Annotated in this window: 12 protein-coding genes; 2 read left to right on the top strand and 10 right to left on the bottom strand. The window is 64.2% G+C overall.

Going from position 1 to position 16,397, the window contains the following annotated elements:
• Positions 1-161: 161 nt before the first annotated feature.
• The 9 genes from ACQPZ2_RS13540 to ACQPZ2_RS13500 all read right to left on the bottom strand — a co-directional run bounded on the left by ACQPZ2_RS13540 (position 162) and on the right by ACQPZ2_RS13500 (position 12,482).
• Positions 162-992, bottom strand: a complete 831-nt coding sequence (locus ACQPZ2_RS13540; protein ID WP_063046147.1) for an ESX secretion-associated protein EspG — start codon at positions 990-992, stop codon at positions 162-164.
• Positions 993-1,075: 83 nt separating this feature from the next.
• On the bottom strand, positions 1,076-1,381 hold the full coding sequence (locus ACQPZ2_RS13535; protein WP_433525839.1) for a hypothetical protein: 306 nt from the start codon (positions 1,379-1,381) through the stop codon (positions 1,076-1,078).
• 43 nt (positions 1,382-1,424) lie between these two features.
• The gene (locus tag ACQPZ2_RS13530; RefSeq protein WP_433525838.1) at positions 1,425-1,814 is read right to left on the bottom strand and encodes a hypothetical protein; all 390 of its coding nucleotides are present in this window, start codon (positions 1,812-1,814) and stop codon (positions 1,425-1,427) included.
• A 43-nt stretch (positions 1,815-1,857) separates the two neighbouring features.
• On the bottom strand, positions 1,858-3,204 hold the full coding sequence (locus ACQPZ2_RS13525; RefSeq protein WP_433525837.1) for a PPE domain-containing protein: 1,347 nt from the start codon (positions 3,202-3,204) through the stop codon (positions 1,858-1,860).
• 31 nt (positions 3,205-3,235) lie between these two features.
• The gene (locus ACQPZ2_RS13520) at positions 3,236-3,553 is read right to left on the bottom strand and encodes a hypothetical protein (RefSeq protein ID WP_433525836.1); all 318 of its coding nucleotides are present in this window, start codon (positions 3,551-3,553) and stop codon (positions 3,236-3,238) included.
• A gap of 107 nt (positions 3,554-3,660) precedes the next feature.
• A complete protein-coding gene (gene eccCa / locus ACQPZ2_RS13515) occupies positions 3,661-7,671 on the bottom strand; it encodes a type VII secretion protein EccCa (protein ID WP_433525835.1) in 4,011 nt (1,336 codons plus the stop codon).
• Positions 7,668-9,224 (bottom strand): type VII secretion protein EccB, encoded by a 1,557-nt coding sequence (gene eccB / locus ACQPZ2_RS13510; protein WP_433525834.1) that lies wholly within the window; start codon positions 9,222-9,224, stop codon positions 7,668-7,670. Before eccB ends, eccCa begins: the two co-directional genes overlap by 4 nt.
• A gap of 4 nt (positions 9,225-9,228) precedes the next feature.
• A complete protein-coding gene (eccA, locus tag ACQPZ2_RS13505; RefSeq protein ID WP_063047744.1) occupies positions 9,229-10,983 on the bottom strand; it encodes a type VII secretion AAA-ATPase EccA in 1,755 nt (584 codons plus the stop codon).
• A 530-nt stretch (positions 10,984-11,513) separates the two neighbouring features.
• Positions 11,514-12,482 carry a C40 family peptidase gene (locus ACQPZ2_RS13500; RefSeq protein WP_433525833.1) on the bottom strand — a complete coding sequence of 323 codons (969 nt, stop codon included), beginning with the start codon at positions 12,480-12,482 and terminating at the stop codon, positions 11,514-11,516.
• Between the two features lie 208 nt (positions 12,483-12,690).
• Between ACQPZ2_RS13500 and ACQPZ2_RS13495 the strand changes: the two genes are divergently transcribed.
• Positions 12,691-13,896: a hypothetical protein gene (locus tag ACQPZ2_RS13495; RefSeq protein ID WP_433525832.1), complete on the top strand. Its 1,206-nt coding sequence runs from the start codon at positions 12,691-12,693 to the stop codon at positions 13,894-13,896.
• 305 nt (positions 13,897-14,201) lie between these two features.
• Here ACQPZ2_RS13495 and ACQPZ2_RS13490 read toward each other — a convergent pair whose 3' ends face one another.
• Positions 14,202-16,112 carry a hypothetical protein gene (locus tag ACQPZ2_RS13490; RefSeq protein WP_433525831.1) on the bottom strand — a complete coding sequence of 637 codons (1,911 nt, stop codon included), beginning with the start codon at positions 16,110-16,112 and terminating at the stop codon, positions 14,202-14,204.
• Between ACQPZ2_RS13490 and ACQPZ2_RS13485 the strand changes: the two genes are divergently transcribed.
• Complete coding sequence (locus ACQPZ2_RS13485) at positions 16,111-16,362, top strand: hypothetical protein (RefSeq protein WP_433525830.1); 252 nt, start codon at positions 16,111-16,113, stop codon at positions 16,360-16,362. The two genes, ACQPZ2_RS13490 and ACQPZ2_RS13485, sit on opposite strands and share 2 nt — an antisense overlap.
• Positions 16,363-16,397: the final 35 nt, after the last annotated feature.

Here is a 16,397-nt window from a genome sequence, read left to right as displayed (position 1 = left end):
GGGAGCCGATCCGTCCGCGGCCGGAGGACCGCTCTGTTCGGGTACAGGTGAGAAGAAGGCATCGTATCCGCCTCGAGCCCGGACGGACTCGGTCGAATGACCGTTCATACTCGGTGCTCGGTTCACTTCGCTCATCCTCTCGAAAACCCTGGCGGCACAATTCAGTCGGCGCGGCTGGTTTCGAACCAGCTGCGGCTGGGTAAAAGATCGACCAGTGCCCCGATGCCCGCATGCAGTGCCACGTCGTCGCCGGGTGCGTATGTCGACCACAGCTGCCCGTCCATCGCAACGCTCGGAGTCACGATGATCCGCCCCGACGGGGCGTCCAGCACGCTCACACAGAACTCGGGCTGCGCCTCGCGGCCGTCGTGGTGCTCGATCACCACCACCTCGGCCCGGCGTACCACTTCGTCCATCACCCGGCTCAGCACTCCGGCAGTGTGTGGTTCGGCACCGAGTTCCACCAGGGCGCGCCGCCGTTCGTCCTGGTCGTCGGGCACTTCACCGAATTGCTCGGCCGTCGCCGTCATCGGCTCGAACCGCACAGCGGGCATCGGACCGAGCGCAGCGGCGATCGCCGCGGTGAGCGTGCCGAGTTGGCGATCCGGCAGGAATACCGACTGGATGACGACGTGGTCGTCGGAACGCACCGCGAGCACATGTGTCTCGCCCGCGCGTACCAGCGACAACCGCAGCATTGCCTGCGGTTCGTCCTCCGAGCCGGTATCCAGGATCCGGGCAACCAGTTCCGCATCCGGCCGATACAGACACCGCAGCCATTGCTCGACGACCGGGTGCACCCGCCCGTCCTCGAGCACGCCCACCTCGGTGAGCTGTGCGCCGACGACGGCGTCTACACGGTCCCGGTCTTCGGGCCGATAGATATTCGGCAGCAGCGCCAATACCGGCGGATAGGAGTCGATGCCGACCAACTGCTGGAGCAGCAGGGCGGCATCGACATTCAGGTCGATTGCGATTGGATCGTCTTCCACACCTTCACCGAATGTCGAGTCATCGGAAACAGCCCGTGCGCGCCGCGAAACATGCGACGGCACGGAAGGAAACTGCGCGATCGTTAGGCCCTGCCGAGGCCCTGGAACAGCGCGCCCGCCCGGAAGTCGGTTTGCTGGATCTCGCTGGTGCTGTGCTGGACCGCGGTGTTCAACTTCTTGACCTGGGCATCGTAGGCAGACAGGTCGTTGTTGTAGTTGGTCATCGTGCCGTGGTACGCGTCGCCCATGGCGCCCTGCAACACGGCTTCCAGCCCCTTCTGGAGTCCACGCAATCGCTCGGTGTTCTCCATCATCGCACCGACGAGCGCCGTGACATCGCCAATGGCGGCCGCCGCGGTGGCGTGATTGAGGTGAATAGGCTTGGTCATCGAACTAATCCTTCCTGACTTCGATTAAGTGGTTTCCGAAACCTCATGAAAAATTCAGGTTTACCTTGCTTGCCTCAGCCTTGATAGCACCGTCGCTGAGCCAATTGGTTGCTTCCCCGGAGTTGACCCCGTCGCCACCCATCTGCGCCAAAACCCTTTGAGCTTGGTCCATATCACTCTCATCGAAAGTGACGCCGTTCTTGTTCATCACATTGATGATTTCCTGCAAGTCCTTGGCGAGCTTCTTACCCTGCTGGTATGCCTCGCTCATCGTGTGGTAGACCGCATCACCGGTATTTCCCCTGACCGCGACGTACAACTCGTCCTGGGCGGCCTGCATCTTCGCGAGATGCGTTTCGAGCTCGCCCATACCGATGAACGTGTTGTCCGCGGTCGTCCGGACCAGGGTCGGATCGACGTCCGTAATGGCCATTGTTATTCCTCTCCATCAATTGGATATTCGGCCTCGGTGCGCTTCACCGGGGACGTTCTGCCGAGGCGAGCACCGCTTCGTCTTCGATTCGCTCGATGACGCCGACCGCCAAGACCGGTTCGAGCACGGGCTCGTCGCGGTTACCATCCGCATACTCGATAACCCCGACAACGGGAGCCTGCTCGAGCACTGGAATTTCCTGAGGTTCGCCCGGTACGAATACCTTCGACGGCCTTTTCTCGTCGTCGCGGCGACGCCGCATCCGGGACTTCGGCGCGACCGCGCCACGCGGCGGGCCTTGGCGGGGTCCCATCGGACCGGTTCCCGACTGCTGCGGCATGGCACCGAAGGCTCGGCTGGCAAGCGGATTCCAGTTGCCCGGCATCCGGAATCCGGTCGAAGCGCCCGGCATCGATCCGACGCCGCCGCGCAACATATTGAGCGCGACGAGGCTGCCGACCCCGCCGTTCAATCCCGCGAGCGTTGTCGAATACTGTGACGTGCCGACGAGTTCCATCTGGTCCGACGACCCGTAGTCGAGGCCGTTGGCGCCCGAATCACCGTTCAGCGCACCGGGATCCGCCTGCGGCGCCAACTGTTCGGGATCGGTGGGCGTTGCCGAGTTCGTCGGATCCGTCGGTGTGGGATCGTTCGGCGTATCGTTGCCACCCGATCCCCCGTTATCGGATCCACCGGTCTGATTGTCACCACCGGTGGTGTTGGTATCGCCGGTGTCCGTGCTGTGCGGCGTCGTGGTTTGGGTTGTGCCGGTAGTGGTGTGTTCGGTCCCGCTATAGGTCGTCGGGTCGTCGTAAGATACGTAATCCATCTGCATGCCCGGATCGCCACCGGTCACGATGGGGGGCGCTTCGATCGGCGGCGGCAGTGCCGCGAGCGTGGGCAACAACGCCCCAGCGTAGGAGACCATAACGCCGGTGGCGGCCACCTTGATCGCGAAGTACTCCAACTCCTGCGCGAGGAGTACCGGACCGGTCGGCGCGCCCATGACGGCCGAAGCGGCCAGCACGGCTTCCTTCGCCCGGAATTCGGCCAGCCACACGGCCACGCCCTCCATGGCGGTCTGGGCTCCGGTATAGATGACGGCTACCTCATCGGCCAACACGGCTGTCTGCACCGCCACCATGGCCTGCGCACGCAACCACCCCGCGTGGTTGCGGAACGCCGACTGCGCCTGGTCAGCGGACAGCCCATGCCACGTTCCGCTCAACTCGGTCATCGACCCCTCGGTGGCCGCGGCGGCAGCATTCAATTGCATCGCCATCGCCTGATACGCACCCGATGTCACCAGCGTCCCGGAGATCCCGGGACCGCAGAGCAGGCGCCCGATTATCTCCTCGGGTGTCTGTGCGATGAAAAAAGGCAAGAGCATATCATCATGCTTTCGCTCGGGTTGCCCTCGATTACTTGCCGGCTATCACAGCGTTACTGAGGACCTCGCCACCGCCACCAACATCTGTGACCGCGAAGAAGACACCCACTCCGGGTAGCGCTTCCGCGCCATTGACTCCGTGCGCGACTCCGTTTGCGGTGCACGGCAATACCCGTGCGGCCTGGTTGCCGAATGCTTGGGGAATGCATGCGCTGACATCATCCAACCCGGGCGGCAGCGGGATCGAGGCCGACGCGACCGAACCGAGCATCTGTATGAGCTCAGCCGCACTGATACCGAGCTGCGCGGCGATAACCGGGAGATGATCCGGAACGATATCGAGGTTCATGGAAGTCTCCTAACGAGAGGTGCCGACTCTTCGCGAGTCGATACACCAAGAACGCTAAGGCATTCCCAACTCTGGGAATGTCGTACACAAATGGCCTTGACCAGGGATCATTCCGGCTGTGGGGTCCACGCGGCCTGTACGAGATCCTTGCGGGAGTGCAACGGCTCGACGAAGATCCCGCGGCCGACGGGCTGCTTGCTCGGCTTTACGTCACCGATGAGCATGCCGTCCAACTTTGAACCATCCATGATCAGTCCAGAGCTGTTGAGATTCTTGACCTGTCCGAGCACGTTGTCGTACAGCGCCATATCGGCCTGGGCGATATTGCGCGCGGCGATGAGATGGAAACCGGTATCGCGGCCGTCGACAATGAGGTCGCGCAGCGTGTCCAAGGGATTGATCGAACCACGTGGCGCCACCATGTGGTAGTCGTCGACGACCACAAAGATCTCCGGTCCGCTCCACCACGAGCGTTCCCGCAACTGCTGCGGGGTCACCCCATCTGGTGGGCGGCGTTCGCGCATCTTGGCGGCGAAGGGAGGCAGCCCGTCCTTCAGATCGCGCTCGCTGGTCAGATACCCGACCAGCTGTTCATCCGGAATTGCCTCCATGTGCTGGCGGCGGTAGTCCACCAGCAGTACCCGGGCCTGGTCCTTCGTGAACTGCGTCCGGATCGATTCCAGCAACGCCCCGATCACCGTCGATTTGCCACAGCCCGACGAGCCGAGCACGACCATGTGCGTCGAGACACCGAAATCGATGGCGGCAGGTCGCAGATCGGATTCCCGCACGCCGAACGGCACGACCAGCCGCTGCGCCAGGGTGGTCGGCTCCGGCCGATTCGCGCGGATCTCGGCCAGGGTGATCCGATCCGGCAGCAGCTTGACTTCCGGTGCCCGGCGTCCCTGGTATCGACGGGTGAGCTCGTCGATCGCGCCCGCGACACCGGCGGCCGCCGACTCGGCATCGCCGACACCATCGATGCGCGGCAGCGCGGTGAGCATATGCAGCCCATCGTTGGAAAGGCAGCGACCGGGACGATCCGCCGGAATCGCCGAGACCACCCCACGATGCTGGGAGAAGACGGTATCGGTGAGATCACCGAGACGCATCTCCAGCCGCGTCTGCAGCAGATCCTTGATGTTCGGCCGGATGGCGGCCCAGCGCGAACTGCTGACCACCAGGTGCACGCCGTAGTTCAGACCCTGTAGCGCGATCGACTCCATGACCGGCACATATTCGTCGTAGTAGGGCCCATTGACGGAGAAGCCGATATCCCACCCGTCGATGACGAAGAATACGTCGCCGTGCGTATCGCCGTAGGAGGTGAGCTCCGCCGATTCCCGCGGCACCCCGCGCCGACGCCGGAATTCGCGCATGGAGTCGATACCGAGTTCGGAGAACAGCGCCTGCCGGCTCGCGACAAGATTGGTGATCAGTGCGAAGGTGCGCCGGATCCGGTCGCCGTCGCGCGCCGAGGCAACCGATCCCACATGCGGCACATTACGCAGTGAGGTAAGACCACCCGAGAAGTCGAGGCAGTAGAACTGCACCTGTTCCGGAGTGTGGGTCAACGCGGCCGACACCACCAAGGTCTGCAGTGCGGTCGACTTGCCCGACTGAGGTCCACCGACGACGGCGATATGCCCACCGGCGCCGGATAGATCGACCGACCACACGTCCTGACGCTGCTGGCGCGGCTTGTCCACAATCGCCAGCGCCAGCTGCAGTGCACCGGGAGTGGTCGAGCGGACCAACCGATCCAGCGTGGGTGGTACACCGAGCGGAGGCAGCCACATCTTGTGCGCCGGGCGACCGTGACCCGCCAATTGCTGCAGCACCGTCTCCATCAGCGTGACGGGCTCGCCGTCGGGGTCCACCTCAGGCGCGACCGGCTCGGGTGCGACAACCGGCTCCGACCGGACATTGATGATCTGGGTGGCGGTGAACTGCTGCGGCGGCCGGTATCCGCCGCCGATCCGGCGCGCGCGCTGGGCGCTGGCCGCATTGGCCTGGGCGGGCGCGGTGTAGCTGGAACCCACATACGCGGCCTGGAAGCGCTGCAGATCACCCGAGCCGACCCGCAGATATCCCGAGCCCGGCTTCTTCGGCAGATGGTAGGCATCCGCGGTGCCGATGGCATCACGGGAGTCGGCGGTCTGGTTGGTGCGCAACGCGATTCGATACGACAGATGCGCCTCGAGCTCACCCATCCGGTTGGCGGGCACCTTCTGCGACGCGAGTAGCAAATGGATGCGCAGCGACCGGCCGAGTCGGCCGATGGCCACGAACAGCTTGGAGAAATTCGGATGCTGTTCGAGGAGTTCCGCGAATTCGTCCAGGATGATGAGCAGTGTTGGCAGCGGCGGCAGTTGTGCGCCCTGTTCGCGGGCCCGCTCGTAATCGGCGACGCTGGCGAAATTGCCCGCGTCGCGCAGAATCCGCTGCCGCCTGGCCATTTCACCATTGATCACGTCCTCCATACGAGTGACGAGATCGGCTTCCTCTTCCATATTGGTGACCACGGCGGTGACGTGGTGCAGCCGGTCGAAGCCGAGGAAGGTCGCACCACCCTTGAAGTCGACGAGCAGCAGGTTCAGCACATCCGGCGAATGCGTCGCGACCGCCGAAAGCACCAGTGTGCGAAGGAATTCCGACTTTCCGGAACCGGTGGCGCCGATGCACATACCGTGCGGGCCCATACCCTCCTCGGCCGATTCCTTGATGTCGAGGAAGACGAGCTGGCTGGTCGGATCGTGGCCGAACGGGATGTTGAGCCTGGCGCGGTCGCTGTCGCGGCGATTCGGCCAGTGCAGATCGACCGAGATATTGCCCGGATCGGAAATGTCGACCATGTCCTCCCAGGAGGTGCCGCCGCTGGCCTGTTCGGCGGCCACCGCCTCCACCACGGTCGACAGACGGTGCGGAGAGATGTTGCGCGCCAACGCGATTGCCGCGGGCACCGACATGGAATCGGACGTGCCGACCCGGCGCGGCCCACGCGCGGTGATCTCGTGCAGATCCCGGTTCTCGCTCACCGAGAACTTCAGCGCCCGCGGCAGCGTCTGTTCGGCCGCGCCGAGCCGCAGCCAGGTGCAGCCGTCCACACCGGAGATATCGCGCTCATTGGCCGCGCCACCCACATCCACGATCAAGATGTAGTGCGTGCGGTCGAGTGTGGGTTGCGAGTTGGCCGAGAACGGGCCGCGATTCAGACCGGCGAGAACCTTTGTGCGCAATTCCGATACGGACCGGTACACCATCCGGCTCGATCCGATGGCGTCGGTCTCACTCGGATGCTGCGTGTGCGGCAACCACTTCAGCCAGGACCAGTCCTGTCCGTCCGGATCCGACAGCACCGCGGCGATGGCCACCTGGTCGGGTCCGTGTAGGACCGCGATCTCGGCGATCATCGCGCGCACGAGCGCCGCCACCACGTCCGCGTCACCGTCGAATCCGACCTGTGGCGCCGAAAGCAGATTGATCGCGACGGGCATACCGCCGACGGTCGAATAGGCCTTCGCGAACCGGGTCACCTCGACAACGCCGACCGGATCCAGGTCCGAGGTGGGCGCCGCCTCCGGCACGATCACCCGCACCTGGTTGGCGATCCGGCCCCGGCCCACTCGCACCCGCAGGAACTGCGGACTCGCGACCTGCACCTCCCACATCCGGGTGCCGCCGACCAGCCGGGAGATCTCCGCGGGGCCGGGATGGGTGTATCGCAGGAAGGCGAAAAGCTCCGATTCCGCCGCATGAACGGTCTTGCGGTTATCGGCGATAGAGCGCAGATAGTCCTTGCGCTCCTCGTTGAGCGAGGCCGCGTTGCCACCGCCACCGCCCGCCATCGATCCGCCCATCATGCCGAACATCGACACCAGCATCATGACCGGGAACATCATCATCATCGGTGACATCTGCCCGCCGTTGCGGAACATCATCACCATCATTCCGCCCATACCCGCGACCATCACCACGGGCATGATCATTTTGATTCTGGACGGCGGCACCGGTTTGGGCAGCTCGGTGGGCGGCTGCAACCGCAACTCGGTTACGGCGGGCGCCTTGGGACCGCGGACGGCGCGCGCCGGGCGCACGAATCGACGCGTGGTCGTCATGACGTACCGCCGGTCTTCAGGCCGGTGGCCGATTTGTCGGTGGGAATCCCGTCGTGCTGGACGCGGGCATCCTTCTGCGACAGCACCGGACCGACCGCGAACAATGAGACGATGCTCCACGGCGCGGGCACCGGGCTGCGCAGTCCCAGTGCGGTCAAGGTCTGGTTACCGTTGTCACCGGTGCCGACGTCGATGCCGTAACGCACTCCGCTGTCGGAGATCCAGTACAGCGATTCGCGCAGCGGCGACGTGGGATCGGCTCCGGTGACCTGTACGAAACGACCGCTGCTACCGGGCAAATAGGCCGAATCCGCAGTGGCGCCACCCGAACTCGGCGCGGTCACCAGGTCGACGACGCGAACCTGATCCCCGGTCGTCAACGGCAGCTGCCTGCCGACCAGCAGCTCGGTGCGGGCATTCGGATCACCGTTATCGCGTGACCAGTGGTAGCAACTCACCCCGAAACGAGTGGGGTCGACGATCTTGACCGGGCGAGCCGGGTAATCGGCCGTCCCCGGCCAGGCCCCTGGCCGCATATTGGCCGTGATGATATCCGGCCCGACCGCCGTCGTCGCGGGCATACCGTGTGAGTCGGCATTGCGGACAATCGCCGCCAATACCGCGCTGACCTGGACCAAGCCCGATTGGGATACCAGGTAGTACGAGGCGCCGCGATCCGGTGTCGACATGCTCAATACCGATCCGACCGTGACCGACAGTCCCGAACTCAAGGTCGTCGAACCGCCCGCGCCCGGTACATCCGGCACTCGCACCGGGGGCACCTCCGGCGTCGCATCGATGAGTCCGCTGGACGCATTGGGCACCGGCGTGGTCGGGTCGATGCCGAGTGCCAATGTCACCGCGGAGTCGGCGAGGCTGATCGCCGCGCGGACCACACCCTTCTCACCGTCGTTGTACAGCAACCAGGTGTCGTTGCCGTTGCGCACCAGCCGGGCATCGTCGGCACCGAGCGTGCGGATGCTGTCGCCGTCGACGGTGAGCGAGCCGCCGATCGCGGTGGTCCGGACCGCGGAGGAGGCGGTGGTGGGCAGCCCGGTCGACTGATTCACCGGCGCGGCCGAACCGATGAACGTGGTATCGCAGATCGTCCACGACGAATCCCGGGTACCACTGTCGACGATGGTGCCCGGCGCCCCGGGGATACCGACCCACGGTCCGCGCGGATACTTCGCCAGCACGTCACGGGAGACCGGCACCGGATTCTCGGCGGTACCGAGGATCAATCGCGCCGAAGTCAGATTCAGTGCCGGATACAACCGGTTGTTGAGGCGCACGAATAGTGCGCCGCTGTCCTTCTCCGAGACGATATTCGAGTTGCCGACCTGTTTCGCGGGCTTGAAAAACGCCAGCACCGCCGCACCGGCCACCATGACACAGGCCAGTGCGATGCCGATCGACAGTGCGGTGGATCGCCCGCGTTGCGGGTCGTCGACCATCGACGCATCGCGACGCACCAGGGCATGTTCGATACGGCGCAGGAGGAATCGCCAGCCGGATATCTGGTGTTTGGTCACCACCCGGAAACGCGCCACCGGCTCAGCCTGTCGGCGCCAAACCTGCCAGCGCGGCCGTAATGTCGAACGCGTCGATGGTCATCAATTCTTCGTTGCTCATCGACGCGACATCCACATTCTCCTTGGTGAAGCGATAGTCGCGCTCGGCCTCCGCGGCCTCGACGACGTTGCGAATGAAACGACCGTTGCCCGCCAGGTCGATCAGCAAGCGACCGTTCTTGGTCTGTCCGGACAGCTGCTCGCAGCGATCCCGCAGGATCTCCCGCGCCGATTCCGACAGCAGCGAATCCTTTTTGCGCGCAATATGATCGGCGATCTGCGTCAGCTCGTCGGCGCCATAGCTGGAGAACCGGATCCGCTTGGTGAAGCGCGAGGCGAGGCCGTCGTTGGAGGCCAGGAACCGGTCGATCTGGTCCTCGTATCCGGCGATGACCACGACCAGCTTGTCGCGGTCGTTCTCCATCCGTGCCAGTAGTGTGTCGACGGCCTCCTTGCCGAATGCGTCGCCGCCGGACAGACCCTCCTGGATCAGTGTGTAGGCCTCGTCGATGAAAAGCACCCCGCCGAGCGCGGAGTCGATCAACGCATTGGTCTTCGGTGCGGTATGGCCGAGGTGGGTGCCCACCATATCGTTGCGAGAGACCTCGATCACCTCGGAATTCTTCACCACACCGAGGCCGGCGAAGATCTTCGCGATCACCCTGGCGATGGTGGTCTTGCCGGTACCGGGCGGTCCGGAGAAGATCAGATGCTGCGACTTGGATTCCACGGCCAGACCGCGCTTGGCCCGCACCTGGTCCATCAGCACACCCGACTTCAGCCGGTCGACCTGCTCCTTGACCGAATCCATGCCGATCTGCGCTTGCAGTAGCTCCGAGGCCTCCGTCAGCAGCGTCTCCCGCTCCTCGCGCGCCGCCGATGCCGCGGCCTCGGCGGGATCGGCACCGGTCTTCGGATCCCATTTGTCGGTGCGCGAGGCGAGCAGATCCGGCGTGGTGATCTCGAGCCGATACGACTTGTCCTTGACCGCGCGCTGCCACTCTTCCCGCTCGGTCCACAGGCCGGATCCCTGCAGCCCCTTGAGGATTCGGTCGGCGTTCTCGTGATCGCCGTTGTGCCGGTACAGCATGCCCAACAGGAAGTGCGCATCCGCCCAGAGGTAGGACAGATTGCCCGAAGCGGCATCCTCGGCGATGCGCTGTGCGCGCGGCATGGCCTCGCCCATCCGCCCCAGATGCGCCAGCGATTGGGCGGTCATCAGCTCGGCCGCGATATCCAGCAGTCCGTCCTCGAGCACCGGCTTCGCATTGCGCGCACTGAGTACATCCAGCCACTGCTTGGTCCGGAAGAACAACGACATGCGGACGAAATCGGCCACATCGTCGCTGGGCACCTGATCGAGAATCGCGGCGGCCTCTTGCCACTCGCCGCCCTCGGCGTATGAACATGCCTGCGCGATCGCGATCTGATCGCGATCGGCCATCGCTACCCGCAGCCCGTACATGCCGATCTCGACCTGACACCACAGTGAGCGGTCGACCAGACCCGCGCGCTGCTGGTCCCGATAGAGGTTGTGCACGGAGCGGTAGGCACCGTAGATCACCTCGGAGGTGACTTCACCGGCCATGGCACAGCCGAGCCAGGCATCGCACATATCCGGATCAAGATCGGTGGCGGCCCGGAACGCGGCCACCGCTTGCTGTTCGTTTCGCACTCCCCCGGCGACCAATCCCAGTGATTGAACACCTGTATAGAACGCGTCCTCGGCCGCTGACACCTGGACATCCCTTCCGCCACTCTCGCCTGCGGGAACCATAGACATTTCGCGACTGCCGCCGTTTCCACCCAATTCCCAACACTGGGAAGCCTCTTGGGCAGGGGAAATGCATCCCTCTAGACAAGTAGCCGTTATCGATAGTGCCATCATTTAACGGCAATATCAACGTGAGCGCTCCCCGAGCACACACCTTCAGGCGCAGTTGATCCGACCCGCCCCAGGTACCGGCCGCTGTCGTTCACGGCTATCAATCATCGACCAGACAGGGACCTACAGATTCAACGGCACACTATTGATCGCACCGCTATTTAGCGGTATAGTTAACAGCGGGCTGGCGGTCCTCATCCTGGCAGCCCACAACCTCGAGCGGCGGCCTGGAGTCGCAACCCGGCAACAGGCCGCCGTGCACAACGGATTCCCCACATCCGTGGTGAGTCGCCGAACCCCCATCCCCGACGGCTCCCCTGGCGGCCGGTGGCACTCAGGCAGCCACCGGCCGCTGTGATGTTCGCCTGAGGTGTTCGCACACTTCAGATCACTCGCACAACGACGGCGTCGCTGGACATGCGCGACCATTTGACCGTCGAACCCGAGTACGGCGCCTCGATCACCAGCCCGTTGCCCGCCGCGAGCTGGACGTGCTCCGGCCCCCGCGCGCTGAACGAGCTCGCCGGGAAAACCAGGTCGCCTGGCCGCACGTCGTGCGGAGAAATTCGAACACCGGAGTAGATCTGGTCATAAGTGGTGCGGGGCAGTACGACTCGGCCGTCGGTGGCCTGCGCGACGGCATACTGGGTCAGCCCGGAACAGTCGAAGCCGCCGCCGGTCGGACCGCCCGCACCGCCGCCGCCCCAGATGTACGGCGTGCCCAGCCAGGCACTGGCCGCGCTGACCGCCTTGCCGCCGGCGGTTCCGTCCGACGGAACGGGATGCCCGGCGATGGCTTGCAGTCGAGAGGTCGCGCGGCCCGTGGTGCGCGCACGACTCCGGCGCCGACGACGGCTCCCACCGCCCGTCACGCGACCGCGCGTGACCTGTGGTGCGGCTGGCGGCATGATCTGAGCCGCCTGGTGCCGCGCCGCCGCGACATCGGCGTCGACCTGCTTGGCGACCTTGGTGATGGTGTTCTGGGCGGCATCGAGCAGCGCCGGACCGCTGAAGCGGGTATCGCCGACCGTCGCGATCGCCTGCAGGCGAGTCTGCAGATCGGCGATCTGATTGTTCACCATGTTCCGGCCGACCATGGTGCCGTCACCAGCGGACGCCACCGCCCGGTTCACGATATTGTCCTTGCCCGCATGGGATTCGGCGACGGATTGATGCATACCGCGCATGTCGCCGTAGCCGACCATCAAAGAACCGCGATGACCGTCCTCGGTGCGGGCGGCAACCGACGACACGGCGGTCGCCATCGTGCTTGGGCTCGGTTGGCCCGAACCGTAGAGTCCGAGTAGGGAGTTCAGGACCCCGTTGAGGTCGAGTGTGAGTTGCGGCGTCATCCGACCGACTCGCCATCGCTCATCATCGACCGCCTTCCGAATCGACGCAGCTGTCGTGTCGCCGACGAAATGTAGAAGCTTCTCGAACTACGAAGTCGCACACGACTATGCGGCAATCGCGGCGGGAAACGGAAACGATCCCACTTCCCAGTTGCGGGAAGGCTGGACAATGGTGGGCGTCGGGTGGCGGGAAAGGATCTGATCGCATATGGCGGACGGCAGCACGGAAATCGACCCTGGCGTATTGGGTCCGCTGACGAACCAGCACCACCAGGTCGCGGCCGATACATTCGCCTGGGCCAGTGCGCCGACCAGCACCACCGATCACACCACCGGTACCGACAAGAAGCTGCCGCCCGATCCGCAAGGCCCGCCCCCCGGAGGGCAGAACTCACCCGACGGTAAGAATCCGCCCGACGGAAAGAATCCACCGCCGGATAAGGACAAGCAGCCTGATTGCCGCGACAAACCGCCCACCGCCACGAAACACTATTGGCCCGTCGAACTGGATCCCCCGCCGGGCGCGTCAACGGCGCTGAAATCGTTTGTCGCCATGGCGGAGGCCGCAATTCAGTCCGCGGTCGATCTGCTCGGGCGCGGCGTTCCAGAACCGCCGCCCGAGGTCGGTGATCTGCTGCGAACCGTGGTGTACAAGGCGCTCGGCAAGGGCGAAACCACCGTCGCCTACCAGCAGGCCCTGTCGGCCGTGCAGGCCCGGCAAACCTCACTGCTCAGTTACGACAACGAGGTCGCCAAGACCGCGATCGAAGTGGCCGCGAAGAAGGACGAGACGCTCGCAGCCATCAAGGAAATCGTGCACGCCCTGCAGACCGACCTGAAGGTGCCGATCACCGGTAAGCACAAGGCCGAGCAGGAAATGAAGCTCATGGAGAAGATCGCCACCGCGGTCGAGCAGGTGTACCGGAAGGTCGAGGCGGTCTACCAGAACAATCAGAACATGGCCGGAAACGGCAACGACAGCTCTGGTAGCGGCAGTTCGGACAAAGATTCCTCCGGCAACGGCTCCTCCGGCAGCAGTTCATCGGGTGGTGGTAGTAGTTCCGGTGGCGGCGACGGCGGAATCGGCCAGATCTTCCAGACGCTCGCGATGTTGGTCCCGGCGGGGGTGATGGTGGCCAGCACGCTGTGGCAAAGCGAGCAACAGCGCAAGGAACGCGAAGAGCAAGAGAAGGCCAGGTCCGAGCACGCGGCGCCTGGCACACCCGTGCCTGGCACACCCGCGCCTGGGGAGCCAGCCGCCACCGCACCCGCGACGACCGATCCCAATGCGACGGCCACCGCGCCGCCCGCGGCTGCGCCAGGAGTGACCGCACCTGCGACCACCCAACCTCCTGCCGCGACACCGAGCGATCCGAGTGCACCTGTGGCCGTCACGCCCACAGCCCAGACCTGACCTGGCGCCTTGGATGCCGCGTCGAGATAGCTTGTGAGGTATCGAGATCCGTCGAGCGCAGTCTTATGGCGGTGCTGCGGGGCGTGTGGTGCAGCGTTTCGGCTGCGCTCGGCGAGCGAGTCGGACCTGATAGCGCGGCAACCTATCTGGACGCGGCACTAACACAGGGCCGGGCGCGGGTTGCCAACCGATCGGGTGCAGCCCGAAACATGTTCTGGCAGAGTCGTTCGCCATCACGATGCGGACGTGCGGACTCCTGAGTCTCGCGGCGGAAGTGGGCCCCACCCCACCGCGAGATGAGGTTCTCAGGCCTGGGCCGTGGCGGCGGAAACCGGCGGCGGCGACGACGGCGCCGTTCCTGCGGTGGTCACCGGTGGCAGCGCGGCCTGTTGGGTGGCATTGCCGACGCCATCGAGTCCGGTGGGGTGCTTGAATGTCATGAAGCTGCCGAAGCTGGCATCCGGTGGAGACGCGGTGTCGAGCGGTATCGCGCCTCCGCCCACAATGGCGAATATCTTATTGTGCTCGTCGACATAGACCAGCGCGCTTCGGTGTTCGAATTGCACCACATCCCCGGTTCTTACTTGGCCCTCTCCGATATTCGCCCACGGGCGAGTGTCGGTTTCCTGCCCGGCCGTGCCCGTATACGCCGCGTGCGCGTCGGCACCGTTCGGATCGTTGATCGCATGGTTGAAGGCTTCGGCGAGCGTCCCCGCTGGCAGCTTCACATCTCCGAGACCGGGTATTTTCGCGTCGACCATCGCGTTCGGATTCGCTGATACCGGTGTGGCCGTTGCCGCGGAGACCGCGCTGTTCGCCGCATTCGTCAAGGTCTGCGGATTGGTGGCAGCCGCCGTCGCCGCCGTGGCCGGATTATTCCCGGCCAGCTGCGAGTAAGGGTTCGTGCCGTTCTGCACCTGTTGCGGCAGATTGTACGGATTCATCATCGAGGACAAGGGGCTCGACCCACTCCCGTACGGATTACTACCCATACCGTACGGATTGCTCATGCCACTCGAGCTACCACCGGACCCACCGCCGCTTGTCGACCCACCACCGGTAGCCGCGCTTTGGATCTGTGCGATGGCGCTATCGATCTTCGATGCGATATCCGAACCCGTGCCGGTGGATCCGGTCGTGTCGGTGGTGTCCGTCGTGCCGTCGGCACCGGTGAGCTCGTCGGAGGTGGTCAGACCGTCGTCATCGCCGAAGGCGCCATCGCCGAGGCCGTCCAGGCCCAGTTCCTTATTGAAGTCGATGGGGTCGGCGTCCGCGGTCGGGGTGGGGGTCGGAGTGGGAGTCGGCGTCGGCGTCGGCGTTGGCGTTGGGCTGGGGGTCGGCTTAGGCGCCGGCGGATCCTTGACGTCATCGCCGCCCTTTTCGTTGGCGTGGTACGTATCGCGGATCTGCTTCTCGATAGCGGTGATCTTGGTGGTGAGCTCTTTTTGTATCTGCTGCTCATAATCACGCCGGATGCGATAGTAGTAGCGGTCTTCCGGGGGCAGATGCGCCCGCATCTGCGGCGTTCCTTCCACCTCTTTCCGCTCATAATTCTCGGGCTTATCGGCACCGTTCAGCAGATCATTCAGCTCGTCCCGGGCGGTAAGGGTATTCCGAAAGACGTCGGTAGATCGGACCTTGGTATCGTACGCCGTAGCGTCGATCTTCTTGTCCAGGTCCTTCAGGTCGTCCTTGAGCTTGCCGATGTCACTGACTTTGCTATTGTACTTTTCGACCATATCCGCACTGTCGTCGAAATCCGGCAGACCGTTGTTGTGCAGCCACTTCGAAAAATCGGGTACATCCTTCGCATCGCCGGAACCCGCCAGATCAACCGCCTTCTGCAAGCTGTCCTGACCGTGGTCGATCAGGAATTTCGATCCCATCGACTGATACTTGGGATGGTGCAGAACAATAAGCTCGAAATGCGGTTTGAGATTTCCGGGGACTATTGTTGCTACATCACTGCCATTGTAGGAAGTTTTTATGCTGCCATTGGCCCCCAGAATTCGATCGAAAGCCATCGATTCCAGGTCACTACCGGCACCCGAGTAGCCCCACATCGGCTTGTCGTTGGCATCGGTCAGGAGATAGTCGCCGTCTTTATTCCGGGAGAGAGTGTAGACGACATTACCGTCATCATCCTTCTTTGTGATCTTATCGCCCGGTAGGAGGGTATACCCGGCATTGATCCGGTCACCCGCCTTTCCATACATGTCCGCGTTTGTCAGAGTGGGTGCGGAATCGCTCGGCGACGTCGAGGCCGACGGCGAACTGGACGACGACGGCGAACTGGTCGTCGTCGGCGAAGGCGAACTGGTCGTCGTCGGCGAAGGCGAACTGGTCGTCGTCGGCGAAGGCGAACTGGTCGTCGTCGGCGAAGGCGAACTGGTCGTCGTCGGCGAAGGCGAACTGGTCGTCGTCGGCGAAGGCGAACTGGTCGTCGTCGGCGTTTTCAACGTCTGATTCGGCACCCCGTTCACGTTCGTGAATGTCGGGTC

Origin of the sequence: Nocardia pseudovaccinii (genome assembly GCF_050942345.1) — a bacterium.
Classification (GTDB): domain Bacteria; phylum Actinomycetota; class Actinomycetes; order Mycobacteriales; family Mycobacteriaceae; genus Nocardia; species Nocardia pseudovaccinii.
Note: the sequence above shows the minus strand (reverse complement) of the source record. Positions and strands in the feature narration are given on the sequence as shown.

Excerpts from the sequence above, each read along its gene's own strand:
- eccCa (WP_433525835.1), bottom strand. The coding sequence starts at position 7,671 with ATGACGACCACGCGTCGATTCGTGCGCCCGGCGCGCGCCGTCCGCGGT.
- ACQPZ2_RS13520 (WP_433525836.1), bottom strand. The coding sequence starts at position 3,553 with ATGAACCTCGATATCGTTCCGGATCATCTCCCGGTTATCGCCGCGCAG.
- ACQPZ2_RS13490 (WP_433525831.1), bottom strand. The coding sequence starts at position 16,112 with ATGTATGGAAAGGCGGGTGACCGGATCAATGCCGGGTATACCCTCCTA.
- ACQPZ2_RS13535 (WP_433525839.1), bottom strand. The coding sequence starts at position 1,381 with ATGACCAAGCCTATTCACCTCAATCACGCCACCGCGGCGGCCGCCATT.
- ACQPZ2_RS13495 (WP_433525832.1), top strand. The coding sequence starts at position 12,691 with ATGGCGGACGGCAGCACGGAAATCGACCCTGGCGTATTGGGTCCGCTG.
- ACQPZ2_RS13530 (WP_433525838.1), bottom strand. The coding sequence starts at position 1,814 with ATGGCCATTACGGACGTCGATCCGACCCTGGTCCGGACGACCGCGGAC.
- ACQPZ2_RS13525 (WP_433525837.1), bottom strand. The coding sequence starts at position 3,204 with ATGCTCTTGCCTTTTTTCATCGCACAGACACCCGAGGAGATAATCGGG.
- ACQPZ2_RS13500 (WP_433525833.1), bottom strand. The coding sequence starts at position 12,482 with ATGACGCCGCAACTCACACTCGACCTCAACGGGGTCCTGAACTCCCTA.
- ACQPZ2_RS13485 (WP_433525830.1), top strand. The coding sequence starts at position 16,111 with ATGTCCGCGTTTGTCAGAGTGGGTGCGGAATCGCTCGGCGACGTCGAG.